The sequence below is a fragment of the Pseudoalteromonas phenolica genome (assembly GCF_005886345.1).
Taxonomy (GTDB): Bacteria; Pseudomonadota; Gammaproteobacteria; order Enterobacterales; family Alteromonadaceae; genus Pseudoalteromonas; species Pseudoalteromonas phenolica_A.
The window spans coordinates 67165-91466 of record NZ_PNEC01000046.1 but is presented as its reverse complement, the minus strand read 5'-3'; the positions used below and the strand labels follow the sequence as shown (position 1 = coordinate 91466).

Annotated in this window: 22 protein-coding genes and 1 pseudogene; 12 read left to right on the top strand and 11 right to left on the bottom strand. The window is 39.6% G+C overall.

Going from position 1 to position 24302, the window contains the following annotated elements:
- Window positions 1-90 precede the first annotated feature (90 nt).
- Window positions 91-672 (top strand): DNA endonuclease SmrA, encoded by a 582-nt coding sequence (gene smrA, locus CWB72_RS15790; RefSeq protein WP_138633351.1) that lies wholly within the window; start codon window positions 91-93, stop codon window positions 670-672.
- Here smrA and CWB72_RS20620 read toward each other — a convergent pair.
- Window positions 662-808 carry a hypothetical protein gene (locus CWB72_RS20620; RefSeq protein ID WP_171037335.1) on the bottom strand — a complete coding sequence of 49 codons (147 nt, stop codon included), beginning with the start codon at window positions 806-808 and terminating at the stop codon, window positions 662-664. The genes smrA and CWB72_RS20620 overlap by 11 nt on opposite strands.
- 140 nt (window positions 809-948) lie before the next feature.
- A complete protein-coding gene (locus CWB72_RS15785) occupies window positions 949-1869 on the bottom strand; it encodes a 2-hydroxyacid dehydrogenase (RefSeq protein WP_138633348.1) in 921 nt (306 codons plus the stop codon).
- Window positions 1870-2047: 178 nt separating this feature from the next.
- Between CWB72_RS15785 and CWB72_RS15780 the strand changes: the two genes are divergently transcribed.
- From CWB72_RS15780 to CWB72_RS15755, 6 genes and pseudogenes are all read left to right on the top strand, one after another.
- A complete protein-coding gene (locus CWB72_RS15780; protein WP_130256591.1) occupies window positions 2048-3754 on the top strand; it encodes a lysophospholipid acyltransferase family protein in 1707 nt (568 codons plus the stop codon).
- A gap of 154 nt (window positions 3755-3908) precedes the next feature.
- Window positions 3909-4394 (top strand): TlpA family protein disulfide reductase, encoded by a 486-nt coding sequence (locus tag CWB72_RS15775; RefSeq protein ID WP_138633345.1) that lies wholly within the window; start codon window positions 3909-3911, stop codon window positions 4392-4394.
- 187 nt (window positions 4395-4581) lie between these two features.
- The gene (locus CWB72_RS15770) at window positions 4582-6672 is read left to right on the top strand and encodes a TonB-dependent receptor plug domain-containing protein (RefSeq protein ID WP_138633343.1); all 2091 of its coding nucleotides are present in this window, start codon (window positions 4582-4584) and stop codon (window positions 6670-6672) included.
- 60 nt (window positions 6673-6732) lie between these two features.
- Window positions 6733-6993, top strand: a pseudogene (locus tag CWB72_RS15765) (peptidylprolyl isomerase).
- 153 nt (window positions 6994-7146) lie between these two features.
- Window positions 7147-7413, top strand: a complete 267-nt coding sequence (locus tag CWB72_RS15760) for a GrxA family glutaredoxin (RefSeq protein WP_138633340.1) — start codon at window positions 7147-7149, stop codon at window positions 7411-7413.
- 193 nt (window positions 7414-7606) lie between these two features.
- On the top strand, window positions 7607-9454 hold the full coding sequence (locus tag CWB72_RS15755; RefSeq protein WP_138633337.1) for a DEAD/DEAH box helicase: 1848 nt from the start codon (window positions 7607-7609) through the stop codon (window positions 9452-9454).
- A gap of 78 nt (window positions 9455-9532) precedes the next feature.
- On the opposite strand, the gene CWB72_RS15750 is transcribed toward CWB72_RS15755, so the two are convergent.
- The 3 genes from CWB72_RS15750 to CWB72_RS15740 form a co-directional block, all read right to left on the bottom strand.
- Window positions 9533-10564, bottom strand: a complete 1032-nt coding sequence (locus CWB72_RS15750) for an NAD(P)-binding domain-containing protein (protein ID WP_138633334.1) — start codon at window positions 10562-10564, stop codon at window positions 9533-9535.
- 79 nt (window positions 10565-10643) lie between these two features.
- Entirely contained in the window at window positions 10644-11384 is a 741-nt protein-coding gene (locus tag CWB72_RS15745) for a hypothetical protein (RefSeq protein ID WP_138568273.1), read from the bottom strand.
- Between the two features lie 249 nt (window positions 11385-11633).
- A complete protein-coding gene (locus CWB72_RS15740; RefSeq protein ID WP_138633331.1) occupies window positions 11634-12545 on the bottom strand; it encodes a tetratricopeptide repeat protein in 912 nt (303 codons plus the stop codon).
- Between the two features lie 333 nt (window positions 12546-12878).
- On the opposite strand from CWB72_RS15740, the gene CWB72_RS15735 reads away from it, so the two are divergent.
- Window positions 12879-14879 carry a hypothetical protein gene (locus CWB72_RS15735; protein WP_138633328.1) on the top strand — a complete coding sequence of 667 codons (2001 nt, stop codon included), beginning with the start codon at window positions 12879-12881 and terminating at the stop codon, window positions 14877-14879.
- Window positions 14880-14937: 58 nt separating this feature from the next.
- Here CWB72_RS15735 and CWB72_RS15730 read toward each other — a convergent pair whose 3' ends face one another.
- The 4 genes from CWB72_RS15730 to CWB72_RS15715 form a co-directional block, all read right to left on the bottom strand.
- Window positions 14938-15213: a sensor histidine kinase gene (locus CWB72_RS15730; RefSeq protein ID WP_138633325.1), complete on the bottom strand. Its 276-nt coding sequence runs from the start codon at window positions 15211-15213 to the stop codon at window positions 14938-14940.
- Window positions 15214-15639: 426 nt separating this feature from the next.
- On the bottom strand, window positions 15640-16557 hold the full coding sequence (locus CWB72_RS15725; protein ID WP_138633322.1) for a tetratricopeptide repeat protein: 918 nt from the start codon (window positions 16555-16557) through the stop codon (window positions 15640-15642).
- Window positions 16558-16642: 85 nt separating this feature from the next.
- Window positions 16643-17878: a sensor histidine kinase gene (locus CWB72_RS15720; RefSeq protein WP_138633319.1), complete on the bottom strand. Its 1236-nt coding sequence runs from the start codon at window positions 17876-17878 to the stop codon at window positions 16643-16645.
- Window positions 17878-18564 carry a response regulator transcription factor gene (locus CWB72_RS15715; RefSeq protein ID WP_138633316.1) on the bottom strand — a complete coding sequence of 229 codons (687 nt, stop codon included), beginning with the start codon at window positions 18562-18564 and terminating at the stop codon, window positions 17878-17880. Before CWB72_RS15715 ends, CWB72_RS15720 begins: the two co-directional genes overlap by 1 nt.
- Before the next feature lie 146 nt (window positions 18565-18710).
- On the opposite strand from CWB72_RS15715, the gene CWB72_RS15710 reads away from it, so the two are divergent.
- Together CWB72_RS15710 and CWB72_RS15705 are read left to right on the top strand one after the other, a co-directional pair.
- A complete protein-coding gene (locus CWB72_RS15710; protein WP_138633313.1) occupies window positions 18711-19784 on the top strand; it encodes a type 1 glutamine amidotransferase domain-containing protein in 1074 nt (357 codons plus the stop codon).
- A 98-nt stretch (window positions 19785-19882) separates the two neighbouring features.
- The gene (locus tag CWB72_RS15705; RefSeq protein ID WP_138483704.1) at window positions 19883-20239 is read left to right on the top strand and encodes a RidA family protein; all 357 of its coding nucleotides are present in this window, start codon (window positions 19883-19885) and stop codon (window positions 20237-20239) included.
- A 255-nt stretch (window positions 20240-20494) separates the two neighbouring features.
- Here the strand turns inward: CWB72_RS15705 and CWB72_RS15700 are convergent, their stop codons facing one another.
- Complete coding sequence (locus CWB72_RS15700; RefSeq protein ID WP_138633310.1) at window positions 20495-21886, bottom strand: PLP-dependent aminotransferase family protein; 1392 nt, start codon at window positions 21884-21886, stop codon at window positions 20495-20497.
- A 99-nt stretch (window positions 21887-21985) separates the two neighbouring features.
- Between CWB72_RS15700 and CWB72_RS15695 the strand changes: the two genes are divergently transcribed.
- Complete coding sequence (locus CWB72_RS15695; RefSeq protein ID WP_138633307.1) at window positions 21986-22597, top strand: LysE family translocator; 612 nt, start codon at window positions 21986-21988, stop codon at window positions 22595-22597.
- A gap of 9 nt (window positions 22598-22606) precedes the next feature.
- Window positions 22607-23032 carry a GNAT family N-acetyltransferase gene (locus CWB72_RS15690; RefSeq protein WP_138633304.1) on the top strand — a complete coding sequence of 142 codons (426 nt, stop codon included), beginning with the start codon at window positions 22607-22609 and terminating at the stop codon, window positions 23030-23032.
- An 89-nt stretch (window positions 23033-23121) separates the two neighbouring features.
- On the opposite strand, the gene CWB72_RS15685 is transcribed toward CWB72_RS15690, so the two are convergent.
- Complete coding sequence (locus CWB72_RS15685; protein ID WP_138633301.1) at window positions 23122-24276, bottom strand: DUF418 domain-containing protein; 1155 nt, start codon at window positions 24274-24276, stop codon at window positions 23122-23124.
- Window positions 24277-24302 lie beyond the last annotated feature (26 nt).

Genomic DNA, 24302 nt, shown 5'->3' with positions numbered 1-24302 from the left:
AACCTATCCTTTAAATTGTCTTGGTAGCCAATTCCTTAAGGCTAGGCTAAAATCATCGCCATATCTTCAATGCTACAGCTGAGGTGACGTATGGCGATGACAGATGAAGAATTGTTTATGGCTTCAATGGGTGATGTCACTCCGCTTGCCAAGAACAATCAAATAGAACTACAAAAGAAAAAAAACGCCCCGACCCTGAGTCAACTTGAAAAGCGCAAAGCCGCTGAGCAAGAGTTAGACTTTGATCCTAATTATCTTTCCACCGAATATGTAGATTTACTTGATCCACACGACTTACTGAGTTTTAAGAAAAGTGGTGTGCAACATGGGGTGTTTAAAAATTTACGCTTAGGAAAGTATCAAATCGATGCCACTTTAGATTTACATGGCAAAACATTTAGAGAAGCCAGAAAAACACTCTTTGATTTTGTTACCGATTGTCAGCAAAGAAGTATTCGTGTCTTGCTGATAAGACATGGCATTGGGTTAAACAGCAAACCACACCCAGCCATTTTAAAAAGTTATACTAATAAGTGGTTACAAGAAATGCCTATCGTTTTAGCATTTCACAGCGCATTGAAGTGCCACGGTGGTTCTGGTTCAACCTATGTACTGTTAACTAAAAGTGAAGAGAAGAAATTAGAAAACCGAGAGCAACACGCTAAGCGTTAATCTCCTGATAAGCATTGCAGCTTCCATGATCTGGAAGCTCTGCTGCTTTCGCCTGGGTAAACCAAGCAGAAACTGCCAAGAGAATTACTGAGATAAAAACGAAAGAAAATTTAACTCCACCTTGACTGTCACGCATTGTATTACCCTGTTTATTATTATTTTTTTACTAAACTACTGAAAGTATAAAATTCACACAAGATGTTTTTTTATACAGTAAGTGAAAGGCATGAATAAGCCTCTCAACTTAAGTATTTACAGTACTTATGTATTAGTCTTTTAATACCCTTTTTGTTTGCACACCAGATTACTTAACTGTGTATTTGATTGCTGTGCTTTGACATTATACGCAATTTGTTCACAGACTGTTTTGAGCTGAGTTAAAGCCGCGCAATGTGGTGTAATGGTTATTTTGGGGTGAGACCAAAAAGAATGCATTTTAGGTAGAGGCTCTTCGGTAAATACGTCCAACACTGCAGCGGCGAGTTCGTCTTGCTCAAGGGCTATTAATAAATCAGATTCGTTTAAATGTTTACCTCGAGCAACATTAATTAGTAGACAATGATCTGGTAACTGTTTAAACACCTCTAAATTCAAAATCTCTTCTGTCTCTGACGTCAACGGCAATAAACACACCAATACATCAAGCTCTTTTAGAAAATCAGATAGCTGAGCGTCACCATGGAAGTGAGTAATATGTTCTAATTGCTTTTCAGAGCGAGACCAACCACTGATTTTAAAGTTATTGCTAATCAGCTTGTTTGCAACACTTAACCCTAATTCTCCCATGCCTAAAATACCCACATGTTGAGTTGAATGCGCACGCTTTGGCTTCCACAGCTCTTGTTGCTGTTTTATTAAGTACTCTCTAATACGAAGCTTATGCGCCAAAGTATGAGTTAATACATATTCAGCCATGTCCTCAGCCAATTGTGTATCTACTATGCGAGTGACTTGAACATGTTCAGGAATAAGCCTTAAGTCAATCGCATCAACACCCGCCCCATAACTCTGCACCACTTTCAAATTAGGTAGCTGTGCCCAAAGCGTTTCAGGTGCTTTCCAAGCCAATACAAATTCGATTTCTGCTAAGTTTTCGCAGTGCGGCCACTCATATATTTTAACATTAGGTAACTGTTCGCTAAGTTCAGCAAGGAGTTTGTCGTTATTACGACCAGTGACACAGACTAAAACTGACATTTATTTTCCTAAATATATAATTATCACTACATCATATTAAGCTTAATCGCAACGCTCAAGCTTCGACAAGGCATAACTTCACTCTGATATTTAAGGTGTCATAAAAGCACCGTAAAACTGCAACAGGCTTGTCACACAGTATTTTTAATCTACAAAAAACTTACTGTAGAGAACGATCATGATCAGTGTTGATAAGGTTATCGAGGCTAATTTACCCCAGTTAGAAAAATCCCCAAAAGTAAAAGGGCTAGTCAAAAAAGGTTTGGGGTATTTACTTCATGAACAAGAATTTGTGGCATTTGCTGATACCTACCCGCATCTACAAGGGTTAGAATTTGTTGAGCAAGTGCTTGACGAGCTTGAATTTGATGCTCGTTATACCACTAAGCAACTTGAGCATATTCCAAGCGAGGGCTCTGTTGTGATCGTCGCAAATCACCCTATCGGCTCTTTAGATGCACTCGCTTTAGTAAAACTTATCAGTAAGGTACGAGGAGACTTAAAAGTCGTAGCAAATCGCATGCTGATGTCGCTGACGCCCATGCACTCGTTATTACTCCCCGTTGATAATTTATCGGGGACTAGCCGAAAGCAAGAACTCAGCAATATTCATAAACACCTCAAGCAAGGTGGCGCTATGCTGATATTTCCTGCTGGTGAAGTATCACGTCTCAGTCCAACAGGGATCAAAGACTGTAAATGGAATAGTGGCTTTCTGAGAATGGCAAAACGCGCCAACTGCCCCATTTTGCCCATCCATATCAAAGCCAAGAATAGCCCTTTGTTTTATGGTACTTCCATGCTCTATAAACCATTAGCAAGCTTGCTGTTGGTTAAGGAGATGTTTAAGCAACGCCAAAAATTTTTAGAGTTCGAAATTGGTGCATGCATTCCGCCTGAGTCTTATTTACATAACAATGTAAAAGACAAAGAAATGGTCTCTCTCATTCGTAAGCAACTTTATCGCATTGGCTCTAAAAAGACATTGCCGCTCACAACACAAACACCTGTTGCGCCTCCTGAGTGTAAAAAAGCCTTAAAGAGTGCTCTTGAAGCGTGTGAGCGTATTGGCGAAACACAAGATGGTATGCAAATTTACCTTTACCATTACACGGGTAGCTCGGTCATTTTCAGAGAGTTAGGTCGATTACGTGAACATGCATTTAGAGCAGTTGGTGAAGGCACAGGTAAACGCCGAGATATAGATAAATACGATATGCATTACACTCACTTAGTGTTATGGGACCCTAATCAACTTGAACTTGTGGGGGCTTATCGTCTTGCCAGCGCCAAGAAAGTTCTTGAGCAACAAGGCCGTGAAGGCTTATACACCGACACCTTAGTCGATTACAGTGACAAGATGACACCCTATTTTGAACAGGGCCTAGAGCTAGGTCGTAGTTTTGTCCAGCCAAAATACTGGGGACGTAAAAGTTTAGATTACCTTTGGTATGGCATAGGTGCATTTGTAAAACGTTACCCTGAACACCGTTATTTATTTGGGGCTGTGAGTCTATCAAATGCTTTACCTGAAGAAGCTAAAGCCATGCTGGTATATCACTATCAGCATTATTTCGGTGACCTCAAAGAGCATGCCGTAGCAAAACATAAATACCGACTTGATTCGATTCAAAAAGACAATTATCAAAAACTATTTTTAGGCAACAACATCAAAGCTGATTTCAGTGAATTAAAGCATGTACTAGCAAATATGAATGCTCAAGTACCGACTTTATTTAAACAATACACTGAGCTATGTGAAGAAGGCGGCGCGAACTTCCTCTGCTTTAGCGTTGACCCTGATTTTAGTAACTGTATTGATGGCTTAGTGCTGGTTGATCTTGAGAAAATCAAACCACAGAAAGCAAAGCGTTATTTAGCATAAATAAAGAATAATGACTGGTTAATTTGTAACCCTCCGAGCTAAAATACAAATTCGGTATTTGAAACAGATAGAAACATGTTTAAGGTTTCTATCTGTAATTTTCAGTGTTAACGTCGGGTCTATTAAATTACAAAGGACCCAATACGTTTCAAAGATGATCAGAAAAGTACTTCAAATAGCCATTTTTGCGGTAATATTTATCGCAGTAACCGCCTATCAAGAGCTAGGCATGTTAGCAGATAATGGTGAACAGTCCGCACCTTACTTCTCATTACCGACACTTGAAAATGAGCATAAGCAAATCAGTTTAAGCGAATTTGAAGGGCAGCAAACCGTTGTGTACTTCTTTGCACCTTGGTGCAGTATTTGTAAGTTCAGCATGCCAAATTTAGATAAGCTTCATGAACAACAAAAACTCAATGCCGTTGCCATTGCCCTGGATTATGATTCAAAAGAAGCGGTTGAAGCCTTCACACAAGATTTAGACCTTAGCATGCCAGTGCTCATGGGTAATCATCAAATCGCCGCCAACTTTAAGGTGAAAGCCTACCCCACTTATTATGTGATTGATGAGAACCTGATAATAACTGAGCGTTCTGTTGGGTATTCGACAGAGCTTGGATTAAGAGCCCGCTTATAAGCTGTGTTAATTAAATAAGAAAGCCTTAGTCAGAAAACATTTGTAAAAATGTCTTTATAAGCAACCTTTGTAATAAAGTGTAGAAGCGCCTCTACACTTTATTACCTAAACCCCTAATACACTTACAACTTATCTCCTTAAACTAATCGCCAATTCATCCAAACTCAGCTTGCAACAAGGATCCCAAATGAACAAGCTCGGCGCATTTTCAACTACCCTATTTAAGTTTTCACCGTTATTTTTAGCCATTTCACTGCCTGTTCATGCCGATGAGCAAAAACAGCAGAACAAAAAAATTGAGCACATTGAAGTACTCTATAAACGTAGTAGTATCACCAGTGAAATTACCGAAGATACTGAAAAGTTGATTGAAATGCCCGGTGCACTTGGCGATCCATTAAGAGCCGTTTATGCTCTACCAGGTGTTGTCGCTGCAGGCGGTTCAATGAGCGAACCTGCAGTTAGAGGCTCATCGCCCAGTGATAATATTTTCGAAGTGGACTTTATGCCTGCAGGCTACATATTCCATGACTTTGGCAGCTCTATTTTCAATCGTCATATTATTCAGGATTTCCAGCTTTACTCAGCTGGTTATGGCGCAGGTTATAGTAATGCTACAGGCGCAGTGTTCGATGTGACATTACGCAACCCTAAGTATCAACCTATAACCACTACCCTAGATTTTTCGATGTTTAATGCCGGTGTATTTGTTGAAGGTCAAGCCACAGAGAATACCGCATTTTACTTTTCAGCTCGAAAAAGTACTTTGCCGCTATTTTTCTCAGAAGGAGAAGAACTTGAAGATGATGACGGCGAATTAACGGGGGTAACAATCAACGATGCGCCCGATGACCATGATTATCAAGGGAAATGGCTTTGGGATATCAATGCGAATAATACCCTAACTTTTAATTTCACTGGTGCAGAAGACTCAGCCGCGGCTGGCTTTAATGAACGTGCAGAACTTGCACAAAAAACACCTGAATTTCAGGGGGATGCACGATTTATCCGCGAATTCACCAGCCAAAATATTTTATGGGATCACTATAATAAAAACTATCACTTCAGAGTCGGGTTAGGCGTGTTAGACCATTCTGGTCGACTTGAATATGGTAAACGAGCCACGTTAACGGAAGGATATTTCGAAGAAGAAGCAGAAAAGCAAACAACACTCAAGGCCCAATTAAACTACAAGTTAAATACACATCATCGAGTCGTGACTGACTTTGCTTACTTCGATAATGAAACCACATATAAGTATGACTCTTTTCAGTATTTATGTACTGAACTAGATCCTGATTGTGACCTGAAAAAAGGCGAACGCATAACCGGTAAACAAACTGCTGGCGCAGATAGCGGGTTTGTTGGTATCACCCATGTTTGGCAAATCAACGACAAGCTACAAACTGAAACCGGCGTGCAATTTCAACATAACAAACTCACTGATGAAAACTTTGTACAGCCTCGCCTTGCTTTAAACTATAACTTATCTGACTCAAGCACTATAACGGCTAAGTTTGGTCAGTATAACCGTCAACAAGACATCGACTACATTTTACCTGAGGTCGGCAATCCAAAACTAAAATCACAATCAGCAAATCACACGACTCTTGGGTTCGCGCAAGAACTTGAAAATGAATGGTCTTGGTCGGTAGAAGCCTATTATAAGACCATGGAAGATTTACCTTTGGCGATTGAAGATTCAGCCCCCGATGCACATAACCTATATGCCAATGATGTTGAAGGCCGAGCCTATGGTGTTGATTTTCTGATCAACAAAAACAAAACCGATAACTGGTATGGGTGGCTAGCATTTAGTTATGCCAAAAGTGAGCGTACGGACTTAAGAAATAATGTCACGCGTGACTACTATGCCGATACCCCATTTGTGTTCAATGCAGTATTTAACTACGAAATTAATGAGCTTTGGCAAGGCGGCTTTAACTTTACAGCACGAAGTGGTCAAGCATATACACCGATTGTTGGCGTGAGAGAAAACCCAGACTTCGATAATCGCTTTTTACCTGTCTATGGCGAGCCATTCTCAGAGCGTCACGATCTTTATCACAGACTCGACATACGTTTTGAACGTAAAACACGCGTATTTGGCCTAGATGGTAAACTTATTCTGGAACTAATGAACGCATACGGCCAAGACAATGTCAGCAGCATCGACCTTGATTACAAAAAAGTAAAGTCAGTAAATGACTTATATATAGAAGAAGAAACCGATGACTTTGAGATACGCCCTTCTATTGGGTTTAGCGTGACTTTCTAATATCACTTTTAAATTAGTTTTCGACCCTCCTAGGGCTTACCATATCTTGGTAAGCCCTGCATGATCCGCGCAAACAAAACCGGGAAAGAATGTTTATCCATAAAAGCTAAATTAGCCAAAGGTGGAGATTTTAATAAGCTCGCCAAGCAGCACTCTAGCTGCCCTTCTAAAAAGCGTGGCGGCGATCTGGGTTAGTTTAACAAAGGCGATATGGTTAAGGCTTTTGACGATGTGGTGTTTAAAAAACCACTGTTTGAAATGTACTGCCCTGTGAAAACTAAGTTTGGCTATCACCTCATCAAAACCGTTTATAGAACCTAACACTCAATGAGCCCCCTGTGAATGAAACGAAGTTTGCTGCTTCGTTATCATCATTTTTATTGATGAATCCAATTCAATTAATCAACTTTTACTTCTTATAAATTCCTCTAAAATTAGTTGCAGTTAAACAAAATCATCAACGAGGAATTCAATATGTTTACAGTTATTTTTGGTCGTGAAGGGTGCCCTTTCTGTGTTCGTGCAAAAGAACTTGCTGAACGCTTAAAAACAGAGCGTGACGATTTTAACTATCGCTACGTAGACATCATCAAAGAAGGTGTGAGCAAAGCAGATTTAGAAAAGTCAGCAGGCAAACCTTGCCCAACTGTGCCACAGATTTTCTTAGATCAATCTCACATTGGTGGATTTACCGACTTTGAAGCCTATGCAAAAGAAAATCTAGGTTTGTACAGTAATTGAGCAACACATATTTGCAGAAAAGTAAAAAGCCCTAAACACCTTGAATTTGTTACTTTGCTGTAAATTTGCACAAAACGCACTGGTTAAATTTCACACAGCATCAGTCACATATAAATTAGTTCTAATTTATACAAGCAATTGCTGGGCTTTTCCTATACAATGCGCGCCTCTTTAAATTCGTTGAGGCGCATTAATGTCAGAACCAGTCACGTTTGAATCTTTAGATCTTTCACCTGCAATTTTAAAAGCAGTCGAAGAGCAAGGATATAAGACACCATCTGAGATCCAAGCTCAATGTATACCGTTATTGCTAGAAAGAAAGGACGTACTGGGACTAGCGCAGACGGGTACAGGTAAAACAGCAGCATTTGCATTACCACTATTAAACAATATTGACCCGGCTACGAAGCAGCCACAAATTTTGGTGTTAACACCAACACGCGAACTTGCTATTCAGGTAGCAGAAGCATTTGAACAATATGCTAAATACACTAAAGGCGTTGAGGTACTGGCGCTTTACGGTGGTCAAAGCTACGGCATTCAGCTAAGCGCTTTACGCCGCGGTGCACAAATTATTGTTGCGACACCGGGTCGTCTTATCGACCACATCAACCGTAAAACGATTGATTTATCGCAGCTTAATGCTCTTGTTCTTGATGAAGCTGACGAAATGCTTCGCATGGGCTTCATTGAAGATGTTGAAAACATCATGGAGCAAACACCTGAAGACAAGCAAACTTGTTTGTTCTCAGCAACTATGCCTAAGCAAATTCAGTCTATTTGTACTAAGTACTTAGACAACGCTGAGCAAGTTCGAATCGCAGCACGTAACTCAACTGTATCAACAGTTGAACAAGTATTCTGGCGCTCTACTGTTCATAAGAACAAAGCAATCGTTCGCTTCCTAGAAGCTGAAGATTACGATGGCGCAATCGTATTCGTACGTACACGTAACGATACTGTTCAACTTGCAGAACTACTTGAGCGTGAAGGTTTCTCAGCAGCACCATTAAATGGTGACATGAACCAACAAGCACGTGAACGTACAGTTGACCGTTTAAAAAGCGGCTTAGTAGACATAGTAATCGCAACTGACGTTGCAGCACGTGGTCTTGACGTTGAGCGTTTAAGCTTAGTTATCAACTACGATATCCCGCAAGACAGCGAAGCATACGTTCACCGTATTGGTCGTACTGGCCGTGCTGGTCGTACTGGTAAAGCAATCCTATTCGTGAAAGGCAATGAGCGTTACTTACTACGTAACATCATGCGTCACACTAAGTCTGAGATTGCAGAAGTTGAATTACCAGATGCGAAAACAGTTGAGCAAAAACGTATCGCAGCATTACAAGCTAAGCTTACTAATGCACTAGAGCACAAAGACATTACTTTCTTTAATGAAGTTGCTGTAGATCTTGCTCAAAAGCTTGAACTAAGCCCTGAAGACTTAGCGGGTGCGTTACTAGCGCTTGCACAAGAATCTTCACCGTTAAAAGTTGAAGAAATTAAGCGTGAACGTCGTGAACGTGATGATCGCCGAGGCCGTGATGGTCAGCGTAATGAGCGTGGTGGTGAGCGTCGTGGTCGTGAGCGCGGTGACCGTGGCAATCGCAACAGCAGCCAAACACCTATGGATACATACCGTATCGATGTTGGTCGTGATCACGGTGTACAAGTTAAGAACATCGTTGGTGCAATTGCGAATGAAGCTGATATCTCAAGCAAATTCATCGGTGATATTCGTTTATTCAACGAACACAGTACCGTTCAACTGCCAAAAGATATGCCAGCTGATGTATTAGGTCATTTCAAGAACGTATTTATCTGTAAGCGCCCTATGAACATGACTAAAAGTACACACCCAGCTGATCAAGCAGGTGGTGGTCAAGAACGTGGCTTCCGTGGTGAGCGTAACGATCGTGGTAACCGTGGCCAAGGTAAGCGTAGCTTCCGTGATAACCGTGGCGGTGACCGTAAGCCTCGTCGTGACGGCGAGCGTGGTGAACGCAAAGAGCGTCGCCCAGTAAGCTTCACAGCTTAATAAATAGCTAACACTAAAAAGCCCGCATAAAAATGCGGGCTTTTTTATGGCTTATTGAATAATATTTCCTTAGAGATATTAAGTTAACCCTAGTTTTCTTAATAATTTTTTAGATTCATAATCAGCACCATAAATTAGTCCACTTGCGCGATTATGTTGCCATGGCTGACCAATTTGAAACAATCCCATTTGCTCACTCAAAGCAACATCTAAAGTCTTACAATCTGTTTTTATCTCTGGGATCTGAATAATGTCATAACCCTGTTGATAACCTATCGCTGAAATCAAAATATCAGGATTTATACAATTTCCATCGTCCAGTACAACTTGGTTGTACTCAACAGCTGAAACCCGTGAAACTAATTGCACGCCTAATTGCCTGAGTTTCTTGTCATTAATACCTGTATCAGGAAACGGATCTCGGTGTTTTAACCAGTTAGCTAATTTAAACTGCTTAGGTATGCGTAAAAAGCCAAATAATTTCAGTAACCAAAAAGTAGAAATACCCAGGACTGATTGCGAAAATAAGAATCGCTGCTTACCTTGTGCGAGATATACTTTATTGTGTTGACTTAATGTTTTAGCAATCTGCCGACCCGATGCCCCATCTCCAGCAACCACAATATGCTTATTTCGAAACGCCATAGACTCTAATTCATTTAGGTCTAGTTGCTGAAAACGCGTTTGTTTATCAGATAAGCGTAATGGTGTTGAAAAAGCCCCTGTCGCTAGTACGACTGTTTTAGCTTTCACCTCACCTTTCGTCGTTTTAATTCGAAAACCAATCGTATCATCATAGGTAATGCCTATCACTTTGCAGTTGATAGAAAGGGGTAAGTCAGCGTGTTTGGCAAATTCAGCCAAGTAATCTGCAAATTCATCTTTCGTTAAATAGGTATTTTTTGAACTTGGTTGATGAAAATTAGGTAATTTATTAAGACTATTAGGTGTAAACAAGCTCAAACCTTGATAACGCTTCCGCCATTGCTCACCTACTTTGTTATGCGCTTCGACAATCTGAAAGTCGACATTGCGGGCTTGTAAATAGTGACCCAATACAAGCCCCATATGGCCTGCGCCAATAATTAATACATCAGTACTTAATTTCATAAATGCTCCAAAGTAATTACCGTCTTATGGTAAAAACATTCTGAGCATCTGAATTGAATAAACTGGCTATACTTTTGAATTAGCGTTTGTGTGTAACTAACTTACTTAATTGATGATAGTCGGAATGATATCCTTCATATAAATATTTAACATTTACCTTTTTTAAGTATTCTGCCAAATTATCTAAATCATTTTCGAGTTTATAGATTTGCGCAATTCTATAAAGTGTTAGTGCCAACATTCTAGGGTTACTATTCTTGTATAACAGCATTTCGGCTTGTTTATAATATTCAATTGCAATGTTATTTTTTTCTATATACTGATTACTTCTTGCAAAGTTATAGTATGCGATTATTTTCTTTTTATCATGTTTAGTATACCTAACCGCACTAAGCGCCTTTTGATACATCAAAGAGGCTCGCTCATAGCTCTTCCATTGAGAAAGTATATGCCCTTTATTCGTATTTAATTCAAAGTGGAAAATCGGTTCGACTTGTTCACCAAATTTATTTTCTGCTAATAGAAGTAATTTATATGCCCTTTCTTTGTCTCCAAAGACATACTCCATATTAGCTATCTCTACCATCCTTATCGGTTCTTCAAATAAATTGTAAATATTTTCTAGGTTCTGAATGGTCTTATTAGCAAAATACTTCGCTTGCTCAGTCTTCCCAAAATAAGAAAGGGCTTTTGAATAATAAAAGTTTAATTGAACCTCAAAGACTTCAGGCTTATTTTTAATATTTATAAGCTCAGGAGATAGCTCTATAATTTTTTCAAACTTCTGGTTGTCATAATAATAATCAAGCTTATAAGTCATAAGTTTAAACCAGGAGTTTGAGTACTGCTTCTCTAAATCAATCCTTTTATTTAACAGCTTTAAACATGATTTTTCTTTATAATTTAAGCAGTATGCTTCATGATCACTGAAATTTTCGGATGAAAACGAATTAAAAGAAAAGACACTTAAAAATATTAAAATAAATAACACAGCATTAATACTCAAGAAAAAATGTGAAGTGTAAAATCAATTAAAAACTCTGGAATTAACCTATAATCCCATTTTTAATTATACTTTTTTTCTAACTTTACTAGTTAAACGATGATAGCTAGGGTGATAGCCTTCAGATAAATGTAGAAAATTCACACGACTCAAATACTTTAACACAGCAGTTAAATCATTTTTTTTCTCATATACCTCTGCAGTTCTCAATAAAATAACCGCCAATAACTTAGGGTTATTTTGTTCTAACAATAATAGCTCTGTTTTTTTGAAATATTCTAAGGCCGTATCATGCTTCTCCATGAGTTGGTTAACTCGAGCAAAGTTAGATAAAGCAACAACTGTTTTTGCATCATGCTCTGTGTCTTGAATCCAATCTAGCGCTGTTTTATAAAATTTGGCGGCTCGGTTATAGTTTTGCCAAGTATAAAAGATGTGTGCTTTATTGCTGTGTAACTCAAAATGAAATATCGGATCACCACGCTCTCCAAATTTATTTTCAGCTAATAAAAGTAATTGATAAGCTTTCTCTTTATCACCGAACACATACTCCATATTGGCGATTTCAACCATCCTCATGGGGTCTTCAAATACATGATAAATTTTTTCCAGTTTAGCAATCGCTAATTGTGCGTAGTGTTTAGCTTTCTCTCTTTCACCAAAAAAAGCGAGCGCTTTTGAATAGTAATAATTCAACTGCATCTCAAACACTGTCGGTTTATTTTTTACTTCTAAAAGCGGGATCACCGTCGTTTCTATTTTACGAAATTCACGTCTGTCATAAAAATAGTCAAGCTTATACGAGACTAACTTATACCAGTCTTTTGAATATTGAGGAACTGAAGCCGCTTGTTGAGTCAGTAAAGCTAAGCAAGCCTGCTCTTTGTGATCTAAGCAATAAGATTCATGATCACTAAAGTTTTCAGAAGAAAATGCGAAAGAGGAAAAAACAGTTATTAATAAAAAAATAATGAGCACAGTCAGATCAGCTTAAATTCTTATACAACTTAATCAGTCTAGTTTAATTAAAGTTGAACATAGATAAGAAAAAACTATTAAATATGGGCTTCATTTAAACTCGATTACAATAAAACAACCCTAAAAAACTAAAAAAATTAAATCACACAATCCTTTATAACTAAACCCTATCTTGAGTCGTAATTAGTTATGCAGCTACAAAGTGCAAAAACAGAAATTTTCAAACTTTCAGTGTAAACAAGTGTAAACAACCTACTGCCTTTATTGCTAAAAAGTGTTTAAATGCACCACCTCATAAGTTATGAGGCTATTGTTAATAAAAGGAAAATAACAATGTTTAATTATTCAAAAGTCGCTTTAGGCGTAACCGCATGTATTGCCCTTTCTGGCTGTTTAGAAGTTGAAGATAATAACAACGATGCTTTAGTAGCCCAACTTGAACAACAGAACCAAATTTTACAAGGTCAACTTGATCACCAAATTGCACGTTCAGAGGCCTGGAAAACAGCCATCACACTTTCTGGCTCGGTAAAACTTGCCACTGAAGGCGATACTTTGACTGACGATGTAACTGTCACTCTTTACTACAACGGTAAATGGCATGATGCAGTGACGGTTGATGAAGCGGGTAATTTTGAAATTGCGGGTTTACCAAGCCGTACTGATGTTATCGCCCAAGTAAGCAGCCCATCGAATGCGATCATGACACGTAACTTTTTCTTCGAGACTGACTATTCAAATGATCAACTAGTCCAAAACATATCTACTTTTGAAGTGGGTCAACCTGAGACTCTTGAGTTCACAGTACTTGAAGAAGGCACAAATTTACCTTTCGAAGGACTAGTTTTAGAGGCCCACTTAAACGGTTATCATAACGGTTGGGTTGATGAAGCGATTAGAGAGTTAGTCGAAGATAACGTTTCTAAAGCCACTCTTAATTCTGAAACAGGCAATTATGAATTAGTTGTGCCAAAAGGTATTAATACATCACTTTCTCAAACTACTGATTTAGACGCTGATGGTATGGATGATGTAGAAGGCTTAGGGTTCAGCAACTCTTATCAGCTAAAATTTAATCCAGTAACATACTTAAGTAAAATCGAAGCTGAGCAATTTAAATTAGCACTGACATTCTTAGCCCCTGATGGTTCAGTCGTTAAACCTGACAACATTTTCGCTACTAATAATGACTTTGGTGAGAATAAAGCAAGTTTTGATGACGAAAGTCAGTCATTCACTTTAGATGCTAATTATTACGGTAACCTAGAAGTACTCATTCCTTCTTTTACGGCCAACGATATAACCTATCAAGCCAGCCAAGTAAAAGTTTACAACTTCAACGAACATTCTCAAACTTATGATGTCCGGATTGATGGTGGTTATTACTATAATGTCGATATTGTTCCACAAGATAATATTGTGAGCGTAGCTGTTAGGTTAAGAGGCGAAGAGCAAACCACCCCTAACCTTGAACTAGTTTCAACCACGCAAAACTTCCACCCTGAATCACATGCATTCACTTATTACTTTAATGCTCCTATTGAAGTAGGTAATCGAACAGAAGCTAAGCTACTTCATACTAATGCTCTGGTTGTTACCAAAGGTAATGCTTCCACTGATGACAATATTGCACCAGGCACAACAGAAATTAGGTATGAAGACGTTGAAGTGCCAGTGACAACCAGTTTGGCTTTTAACGATACAGCCTTAACTGTTACACCAAACAGCAAGTTAGTCGAAGGGGGAAATTACACCCTAACACTTAGAAGACCTGTAAATAAGCAATCAGGTTACTATGATGACTTTTATGACAACAAATATCTCAGTGTTATGACTACAACCAGCTTTGCTGAAACACTATTTAAGGCTGATAACTTTAACTACCGTAAAAATGGTAAGCTAATTACCGCGACCAATACTGCGGGAGTTGAATCTGCCGACTATAGCTCAGAAGAAAGTTCACAGATCTGCGTACTGATTGAGAATAAATACAATGTTTCTATCACTAATGTAGAGGTGATTAAGGCCGTAGCGAATGGTCAAGACGCAACTATTAGTAATAGCTGGGTGAATAACTCTGGTTCAAGCCGACTTTATCAATTAGCAGCCAATGAATGGCTTTCTTGGTACACTGTTGAAAAGGGCGCAGCCGTTGAAAATGGCTCATACAATAAATCGTGTTTGAGTATCCTAGACGATAATAGCAATAATGTAATGTTTAAAGATCACACCAATGACAATGAAAACAGCATCACAGTAGAAATTGAATATCGCATTAATATTAATGGTAATTGGGAAACCAAATATACTGAGCAAATGCTAAATATTAATTAATCTTAACTAGCCTATTGGTTTCAAATAAGCCGCGTATATCGCGGCTTATTTATTGAAACTATCTACTTTTTAAAGCAATACAACTGCCCTCAGCGGAAGATTCAACTTCCAAGCTAAAACCATTTACACCACATAAACGCTCAACCAAAGACAAACCTATGCCAAAGCCACTGCTGTTCTTCGCTTTTACACCTTGTTGCTTCGCGTGTTGAAAATCAAAGCCACAGCCACTGTCTTTTATTTCAAATACACTATTTCGAGCGTGAATTTTTATACCGCCTTGCTCGGTATAACGCACCGCATTTTGCACTAGGTTTTCGATGATGATCTGCAAGCTTTATGAATCTGCATTTAATGTTGAACCCGGCTCTATCTCACACTCAATTTCGAGTTGCTTACGAATTTGAAAAATGTGCGAGCGAAGCGCGTCTGACTCAGGTGGCTCAGCCCCCATACCTTGTCATCAGATCGCTGCGACTTAAAGGTTTTGGGTGAGATTCGGCAATAGCCAGAAAGATTTGATAATGTAAATTCGATAAGGAGGTCACACTTTGCCAACGTTCAACGACTTGGGAATGACGATTGATTGTCAGCTCGCCAATTGCTAGTGCATACTCTGCCACAACTATTTTTCACATAAATACCAATGACATCTGGGGAGCCAAATATACTTAGCAAACGCCAAGGATAAACTAGTTATTGCTTAAGTTAGCCCTATCTAACTCATAGGAGAAAAGGGCTATTTTCATCTTAAATACCTCTATTGCTCTAGATTTAATGCATTCAACAAAGAAATATAACTTTCATGATAATGAGGTGATAGCTCATCAAACTCGACTAGCTCAAAATAGTCAATAGCCTCATCGATATCTTTCATTTTCAGCTTTACTTCAGCAATCCTTAATGCAATTACATAAATAAAATTATTGTCCTGCTGAAGCTGCAATAGCGCATAAGTTTTTTGGTAATATGTTAAAGCCTCTTCATATTTCAATAAAAACTGGTTAACTCTGGCTAAATTAGAATATGCGACCATTAACTTATCATCATGGCCTGTATTGTTGATCCAATTTACTGCTCTACGGTAAAAACGCTCTGCGCGTTGATAGTTTTTCCATTGATAAAAAATATGCCCTTTATTCGTATTAAGCTCGAGGTGAAAGATAGGATCATTTCTATCTCCAAACTTGTTTTCGGCAACGAGCAAAAGCTTATATGCTTTTTTCTTATCTCCAAATACATACTCCATGTTGGCAATTTCAACCATACGAAGTGGGTCTTCAAAAGTATGGTAGAGAGACTCAACATTTTGTATGACATAATTAGCATATTTCTTGGCTTCTTCAGGCCTACGAAAGTACATTAGGGTCTTAGAGTAAAAATAGTACAGTTGGATCTTAAAGCTTTCAGGTTGGTTTTCTATTTGAAGCAATTGAAGAATGAGTGATTCTAATTTTTTGAACTCAGTCTTATCGTAATAATAATCTAACTTGAAAGTCATCAGCTTATACCAGTTTACAGAATGTATCGGTAAAGCTTGCAGCTCGTTATCGATGAAGGTTAAACACTTAATGTCTCTTAGTTCTACACAGAAATCAGTGTGATCATTATAGGTTTCAGACGCTACAGAATGACTTGAAAGCAAAATAACTACAGTTAACAAGAGTAATTTAAACATGTTGCTATATTTTAACTAAACAGATTTTATTGTATATTAATCAACAATGGTTTCGCATAATACTAAATTACTAAACTGAATAATTTTATCGCAAAGTAATCATGCTACCTTCCGGTGATGAGTCAACCTTCAACTTCAAACCATTTACATCACATAAGCGCTCAACCAAAGACAAACCTATGCCAAAGCCGCTGCTGTTCTTCGCTTTTACACCTTGTTGCTTCGCGTGTTGAAAATCAAAACCACAGCCACTGTCTTTTATTTCAAATACACCATTTCGAGCACGAATTTTTATACCGCCTTGCTCAGTATAACGCACCGCATTTTGCACTAAATTTTCGATGATGATCTGCAAGCTTTGTGAGTCTGCATTTAATGTTGAACCTGGCTCTATCTCACACTCAATTTCGAGTTGCTTTGCGCTGATTTGCTCAGCGTAGTTTAAAATACTTTGCTCAATGAACGGCTCAATAAGTACTGGCTGTTTAGTGAGTTGTGTTTCGCCTCGTGCAACGAGTAATAGACTCTCTACTGTCTTTTGCATATTCTCAGCAGCATGGTGAATACGCTTAAATACGCCCCGCTGTTGCGCTGTCAGTTGCTTGTCAGCCTGTAGAAGCTCACATGCACCTAAAATACTGGTGATCGGCGTTCTCAGCTCATGACTGGCATCTCGGGTAAACTGAAGTTCTCGCTCGACAAACTCAGACACTTCATTGAGGGCTTTTTCTAAACTATTAGCAAACGCCCCAAGTTCGTTATTAGCAAATGGTGCAGCAAAGCCTTTTGGAAGACGCTCTGGGTCACATGAATTCAATAACTCGCTGAGCTCGGTAAGTGGTTTTAAAGCGCGTTTAGAAAAGAAATAAGCCAATAACGCACTCAACAGCAACATGATTGCCGCTAAGATACCTAACAAAATAAGCGCTGGCTGCGTAAAGCCTCTGACAACCAATAGCTGACTCACTTCTGACACCAACAGCGCATCATCAAACTTTAATCGCTCAATATGGTAATGCAGGCCATTCTCTCCAAAGATCTCTTTCTCTTTTGGATACTGTTCGAGAGAGCGCTGGATCTTTTCGGGCAATATTTCTTGGTTGTTATAAACCCTAAAATAACTTTTGCTGGGTGAACTGTACTGCCCTGTTGCCTCGTAACTTTGCTCTAATCGATGCCGCTCTTCCATAACTTCTCGGTGGATAAATTCATCTTCTACCGTGAACATAAAAATAAAACTCATACCGACAAACAGGCCTGAGTTGATAAGGGTAAATAACCCAAAATAGGCAACAAAACGGCTTTTTATGGTGCGAAACATTAACTTTCTACCTTCAAAGTAAATCCAACACCGTGTAAAGTCGCCAACATATCATAAGCAAACGGCTTATCGAGTTGCTTACGAATTTGATAAATATGTGAGCGAAGCGCATCTGACTCAGGTGGCTCAGCCCCCCATACCTTAGTCATCAAGTCGCTACGACTTAGAGGTTTAGGGTGAGACTCTGCAATGGCCAGCAAGATTTGATAATGTAAATTCGATAAGGGGATGACACTCTGCGCACGTTCAACAGCTTGAGTCTGGCGGTTGATTTTCAGCTCGCCAATTTCGAGTACATGATCTGTCGCAACCCGATGGCGCATTGATAGAGCTTCAATGCGAACCAATAGCTCTGCCAGTGCGAAGGGTTTTGTCAGATAATCATCGGCACCTTGCTTAAAACCACTGAGCTTATCATCTAATGTGTCGCGTGCTGTCAGCATAATAATGGGAATATGACGGGTACTTTGGGCTCTTAACTGCTGACAAACCTGTAAGCCGTCGAGGCCGGGTAACATGACATCTAATACGATGACATCAAAATAGCTATTCATCGCCAATTCAAGCCCTTGCGTGCCACTATAAGCAAAATCAACTTCATGACCTTGTGCCATCAAGTAATCCCCTATGTTGGCAGCAATATCAGTTTCATCTTCGACCACTAAAATTGATAATGCAGATGTCATACCCTATCCATTCTTATTCTTTTCAACCTAATGCGATACCTCGAGTATGCCATGCCACACCGTGAAGGTAATGTGAAATTCACTTTCACATCGCTTTCACACCTAAGTCAATAAGCTCATTACATCTTATTAAAGGAGCAATTGATATGGTTAAGAAAATACTTTTAAGTTTATTGGCTGTGGTTTTAGTTCTTGTGGCAGCTGGGTACTGGGCTTACAACCTAATAGACAGAGACGCTTTTAAGCATGATTTCAAAAACACTCAAAAGGCAGATCTACCTTACATTACAGAAAATATCCCTGAGCACAGAGGCAAAATATTAACGGTGGTTACCAGTCACAGTGAGCTAGGCAATACAGGCAAAACCGTTGGCTATGAATTGACTGAGTTATCACGAGCATATTATGTGTTTGAAGCCAATGGTTTTAGTGTCGATATCGCCAGCCCACAAGGTGGCAAGCCACCACAAGTGCTTGATGGCGACGATATGAATCAATACGACTATGCCTTTTTAAACGATGCAGCGGCAAGCAAAAAACTTGAGCACACCTTTAAGCTCAGTGAGGTAAACCCAGATGACTATCAAGCCGTGTATTTTGTCGGCGGTAAAGGCACCATGTTCGACTTTATTGATAACCCAGATATCACTCGTCTTGTTGAGCATTTTTATAATCATAACAAAGTCATTGCCGCAGTTTGTCATGGACCTGCGGCCCTGATCGGTGCTAAGAACGCCCAAGGCGATTATATTGTTGCCAATAAAGCCATTACTGCCTTTACCAACGATGAAGAATTATTGCTTATTCCTAATGCGCCTGAAGTCTTTGGTCAATTGCTACAAGATACACTAACAGAGCAAGGCGCTAAATTCAGCGAAGGTACAATGTATCTCAATAATGTTGAAATAGACGGCAACTTAATTACAGGGCAAAATCCATGGTCTGTATGGGCCATGGCAGAAGCCACGATTAAGCAGTTAGGCTACACGCCAAAAGTGCGAGAGATCACTGCGGAAGAACACGCCGTCACCATTTTAAACACTTATCACCAGCAAGGCTCTGAGCAAGCCCTTGCCGTTGCAAAATCCTTGCTAGAAAAACAGCAACCATACATGCGAAATCTAGTGTTTATTCATTCTCTTATGGCATTTATGCAGTTTGATGTGATTGAAGGAGTGAGCTTATTAGTCTTCGTACAGCAGTTGAAGAACTTAACCTGAACTCAGATTAACTAAAGTTTTTTGGCCGTATAGACTGCTTTTTACCGCAATAGTTTGTACACTTGCAGCATCAAAATAATCGATAAAAGAGAATTGTCATGACTATTGAGCGCAAACACACAAAACAACGTATGAGCCGTATTGTGGTTCACAACAACACAGTTTATCTATGCGGCCAAGTCTGTGCTGATGCCACACAAGGCATTAAAGAGCAAACGCAAACCATGCTAGACAAGGTTGATGCCCTACTTCTAGAAGCAGGCTCTGATCGCGAACATATGTTAAGTGCTACAGTGTACATCAAAGACATGCAATATTTCGCCGAGATGAATGAAGTGTGGGATGCATGGGTACCTGAAGGCCATGCCCCTGCTCGTGCATGTGTTGAAGCTGCGATGGCACGCCCTGAGCTACTTGTCGAAGTCTCAGTGGTTGCAGCAGTTAAAAACACTTAAACTCACAATCACCCAAATGAGCAAAAATCTTTGTTTTTGCTCATTTAATTTAACCTGAGCTTTGGTTAAGAGATTTACTAAAGTATTGATATTGAAATAATAAGTACTTTTTCAAGTCTGCAGCCGGAGGCTTTTAGCGATAACAAGGCGAATTTACGCATCAATAGCTGGCCTATTGTAAGTAAATTCAACGCTGTGAGCGCTGAAAGTAGCCGCTGGAGATAGATTTATTATCCAAAGCTCAGGTTAATTCACTTAAATTACAATATTTGCAGGACGTTTCAGCTGTTCAAACACGTCATCAACTCGCTTTACACCTAAATCAAATTCAGCACGACTACTTGGCCCACCAAGGGTAAAGCGTAAACCATTTAAAGTATTATCTGATGGCTGTTTAGGGTTTTCAAACACGTCTAATGTACGCACTTCAACTTTGTTGGCTTTTAATTGCCCCGCCAAAGCATGCATATTCAATTCACTTGCCAATGGAATAAATACATTGAGCCCAGCAAATACCGCCGTCATATGATGTTTCTCGAAAATGGCTTTGAGCGCAGCGATACGATAGCGAATTTCATCAGCCAGTTTATGTTGGTTATAAGCAAACTCTTTGCTTTTTAGCGAGCGCATCAAAAGCTCGAAGTTCATCATAGACACCGCCCAACACTGGCTGTGAATTTGTTTTAATAAGGTTTGCTGCCACAGTACCGGCGAGAGCACATAGCCGGCTCGCAATCCGCCTGCAAAGTACTTAGAAAAGCTCGCAATATAAAACACTCTATCAGATGCTTGCTGCCAAAGCGGTAAACGCCAGTTATCCGGTAAGCAGTAATTCACATCATCTTCCAGAATAAAGAAGTTGTAGCGGCGACTCAGAGCTAACAGTTGCTTTAATTTCTCATCGTTATAGCGCACATTCGTCGGGTTTTGGCAGTTTGGGGTAATGTAAATGGCTTTCACCGAGTGAGTTTTACACGCTTGCTCGAGCGCTTCTAAATCTAAGCCATCCTGCTGCACAGCAATGCCTAAGGGATTTAAATTGAGCGCGTCACAGGCGTGATAAAAACCAGGATAACAAAGGCTTTCATGCACCACATAATCGTTGGGCTGACACACTGACGCCAAACTTGCGTAAATACCCTGCTGCGCCCCTTGGCAAAAAATCACCTCATGTTGCTCACATTCAAGTCCTTTTTGCTGCAACCAATTCTTAAAAAAGCGTTGATGATGTGGCAGACCATTAAGCTTATAAGTCATTAACTGCTCTAACTCTACTGGCTCATTGACCAGTGATTGCATGGCTTTAGCCAGCACTTGCTGCTGCCCTAGCATGGGTTGCATGCTGGAAGCAAAATCTGTTTCAGAGGCAAACTCACTAACTTGCTCTTTGATTGCGACAAAAGTGCCCGCGCCAAGTCGAGCAGTCACCACCGCCCTTTGCTCTAACAAAGCATAGGCCCTGGTCACCGTACCATGGGTGATCGACAGAAAATCAGCGAGCTGTCGTTGTGGCGGTAATTTCTCACCAAAGCCCAATGCTTCTTCAGCAATCGCTTGTTCTATTAACTGTGCCAAAGCGCGGTACTTAGGATGAGTTTGTGAAAGTGTATGAAACCTATCTAAATCTGGCTGCCAAATTGTATTCATAACAATAAAATCATTGCTGCTTTTTAAGCATTATGACAATTAATAAGGCAAGTACAAAACAATTAATTGTATCAATACAATTTTCAGGAGTGTTTTACTATGAGTGCCGAGTTGCTTACTTTAATACCTGCCCTTATTTTATTTTGTTTCGCCGCTGCTTTTACACCGGGGCCTAACAACATTCTACTGACTTATTCTGGCGCGAATTTTGGTGTTAAGCGCTCACTAAATCATGTCATTGGTATTCGCGTCGGTATGACCGCAATCCATATCATTATGCTGTTTGGTTTGGGAAGTTTGTTTTTAGCCTTGCCAGTGCTTCATGCCGCTTTGCAAGTTTTGGCATCACTGTACATCGTTTATCTTGCGGTAAAAATTGCTCGTACCAGCACGCTTAAAAAGCAAGATTCGCTGCTTGCCGAGCCGATGAGTATTAAACAAGCGGCGCTGTTTCAAATCGTTAATCCTAAATCACTCACCATGATCATCTCAGTCTGTAGTGCACTGACCTTACCTGGCGACTTGTATTGGCACTCAGCCATTATGGGCTTAATCATTTTTAATATTGTCGGGATCTGCTGTGCATTATTTTGGGTGACAACAGGTAAGTACATTAGCAAGTACTTACAATCACCTCAGAGTCTAAAGCGATTTAACCTGATCATGGCGGTGTTATTACTCGGCTGTTTACCCCTAATCTTTATTGCATAGGAGGCGATGATGCAATTAGTTCACCAATTGACCCCATTACAATTTAAAGACGTATTTAGTTTTTTGTCAGAACGTAGCTATTGGAGTAAAGGCATAGACGAAACGCGTCTAAAAAAGGCGATAGATCATTCTATGTGTTTTGCGCTAGTCGATGGCAAACAAATATTGGCTTTTTGCCGTGTAGTCACTGATCACGCTACCTTTGCCAATTTGTTGGATGTGTTTGTACTTGAGCCCTATCGCGGCCAAGGGTTAGGTAAGAAGCTGATTGATGCTGTGATGACACACCCTGAGCTGCAAGGGTTAAGACGTTTTACGTTAGCCACCAAAGACGCCCATAGTCTGTATCAGCAATTTGGGTTTAATGGATTAGCCAACCCAGAAATTGCCATGGAGAAGTATGTAACAGATATTTATTGCAACCCTTTTAATTAAGAGATCTATTTTGAAGGTTGGTATTAACCAAAGCTTAAATGAAACAAAATAATGGGCCAGTCTTTGCCAAGCCAGCCCATTTAATGTAATTAACTTTCTGCTGGCTGTAACTTAGCTTGCTTCTTTGCAAAACTTGCTAAATACGCTTTTCGCCACAAGGCTTCAAGCGGACCTTGTTTGAATTGACTAAGATACCAATTGGCAAAAACAAGCTGGAAAAGGATCATCCCCACAGCCATTGCTAAATAATCGATCATCGACGCAGTTAAGTGAACCTCAGGGAAAGCCCAACGAAGTAGAATTGCTAAAACGACCGATTGCATAATGTAAAGCGTAAACGCCATGCGTCCCGGTGCTTTGAAAACGTCTATCCAACGGTGGTTGTTTTTAAGTAAATAGATCACACCATGAATATACAAAATTGACATAAAAATAGCTGAGATGCTCGCCAGCAAAGAGCTCATTTCACTACCAACATTAAAGTAGCTAAAACGCATAAAAATATCTAAACTGGTTACAGCTGCTGCAGCCAATACAAAGGTTTTAAATTGGCTTGTTGTTAAACCTCGCTTGAAAAAACCGCTGCGATAGAAATAAACACCCAAAAGCATTAAGCCTGCGACTTGCCAAAACACCCATAATGGAGAGCTTATCACTATAAACGCTGCAATTATGGCTTGTATTGTCACTTGATAATCATAGTTACCAACCCAACTACTGTATTCCTCTAGGAATAAGTCTGAACCTCTCACCATTTCAGGCTCTATCCCAGTAGACCAAATCACGAGAGCACTAAACAGAATATTTAAAACAGCGCCAATAATCAGCCATTTCTTGGCTTTTCGAAACAGTTCTCGGGTAGGTAATGTGAGCTTTTTAATAATGACCAATGCGCACACTGAATATAGAAATAGAATGTCACCACCAAAGATAAATACACCGTGAATAATGCCAAAAATCATCAACCAGTTTAGCCGTGATTTTAAGAAATCTTGATAATTCAGTCCTTTCTTTTTACAGCTTTTTATCTGAATGGCTAAACCCGCACCAAATAAGATACAGAACAGTGTTCTAAATCGCCCATCGGCAAAAATAGCATTGAAGGTATCGACCCACATATCTGTTTGAGGTGTAATATCAAAAGGTACATAGCCCACTGTGATAATGCCATGAAAGTAAATATTCATCAGCAAAATGCCTAATATGGCAATGCCCCTTAAAACATCAATAGATTGGATTCGCATTGTAATCCCTCACAGATGAAGTACTT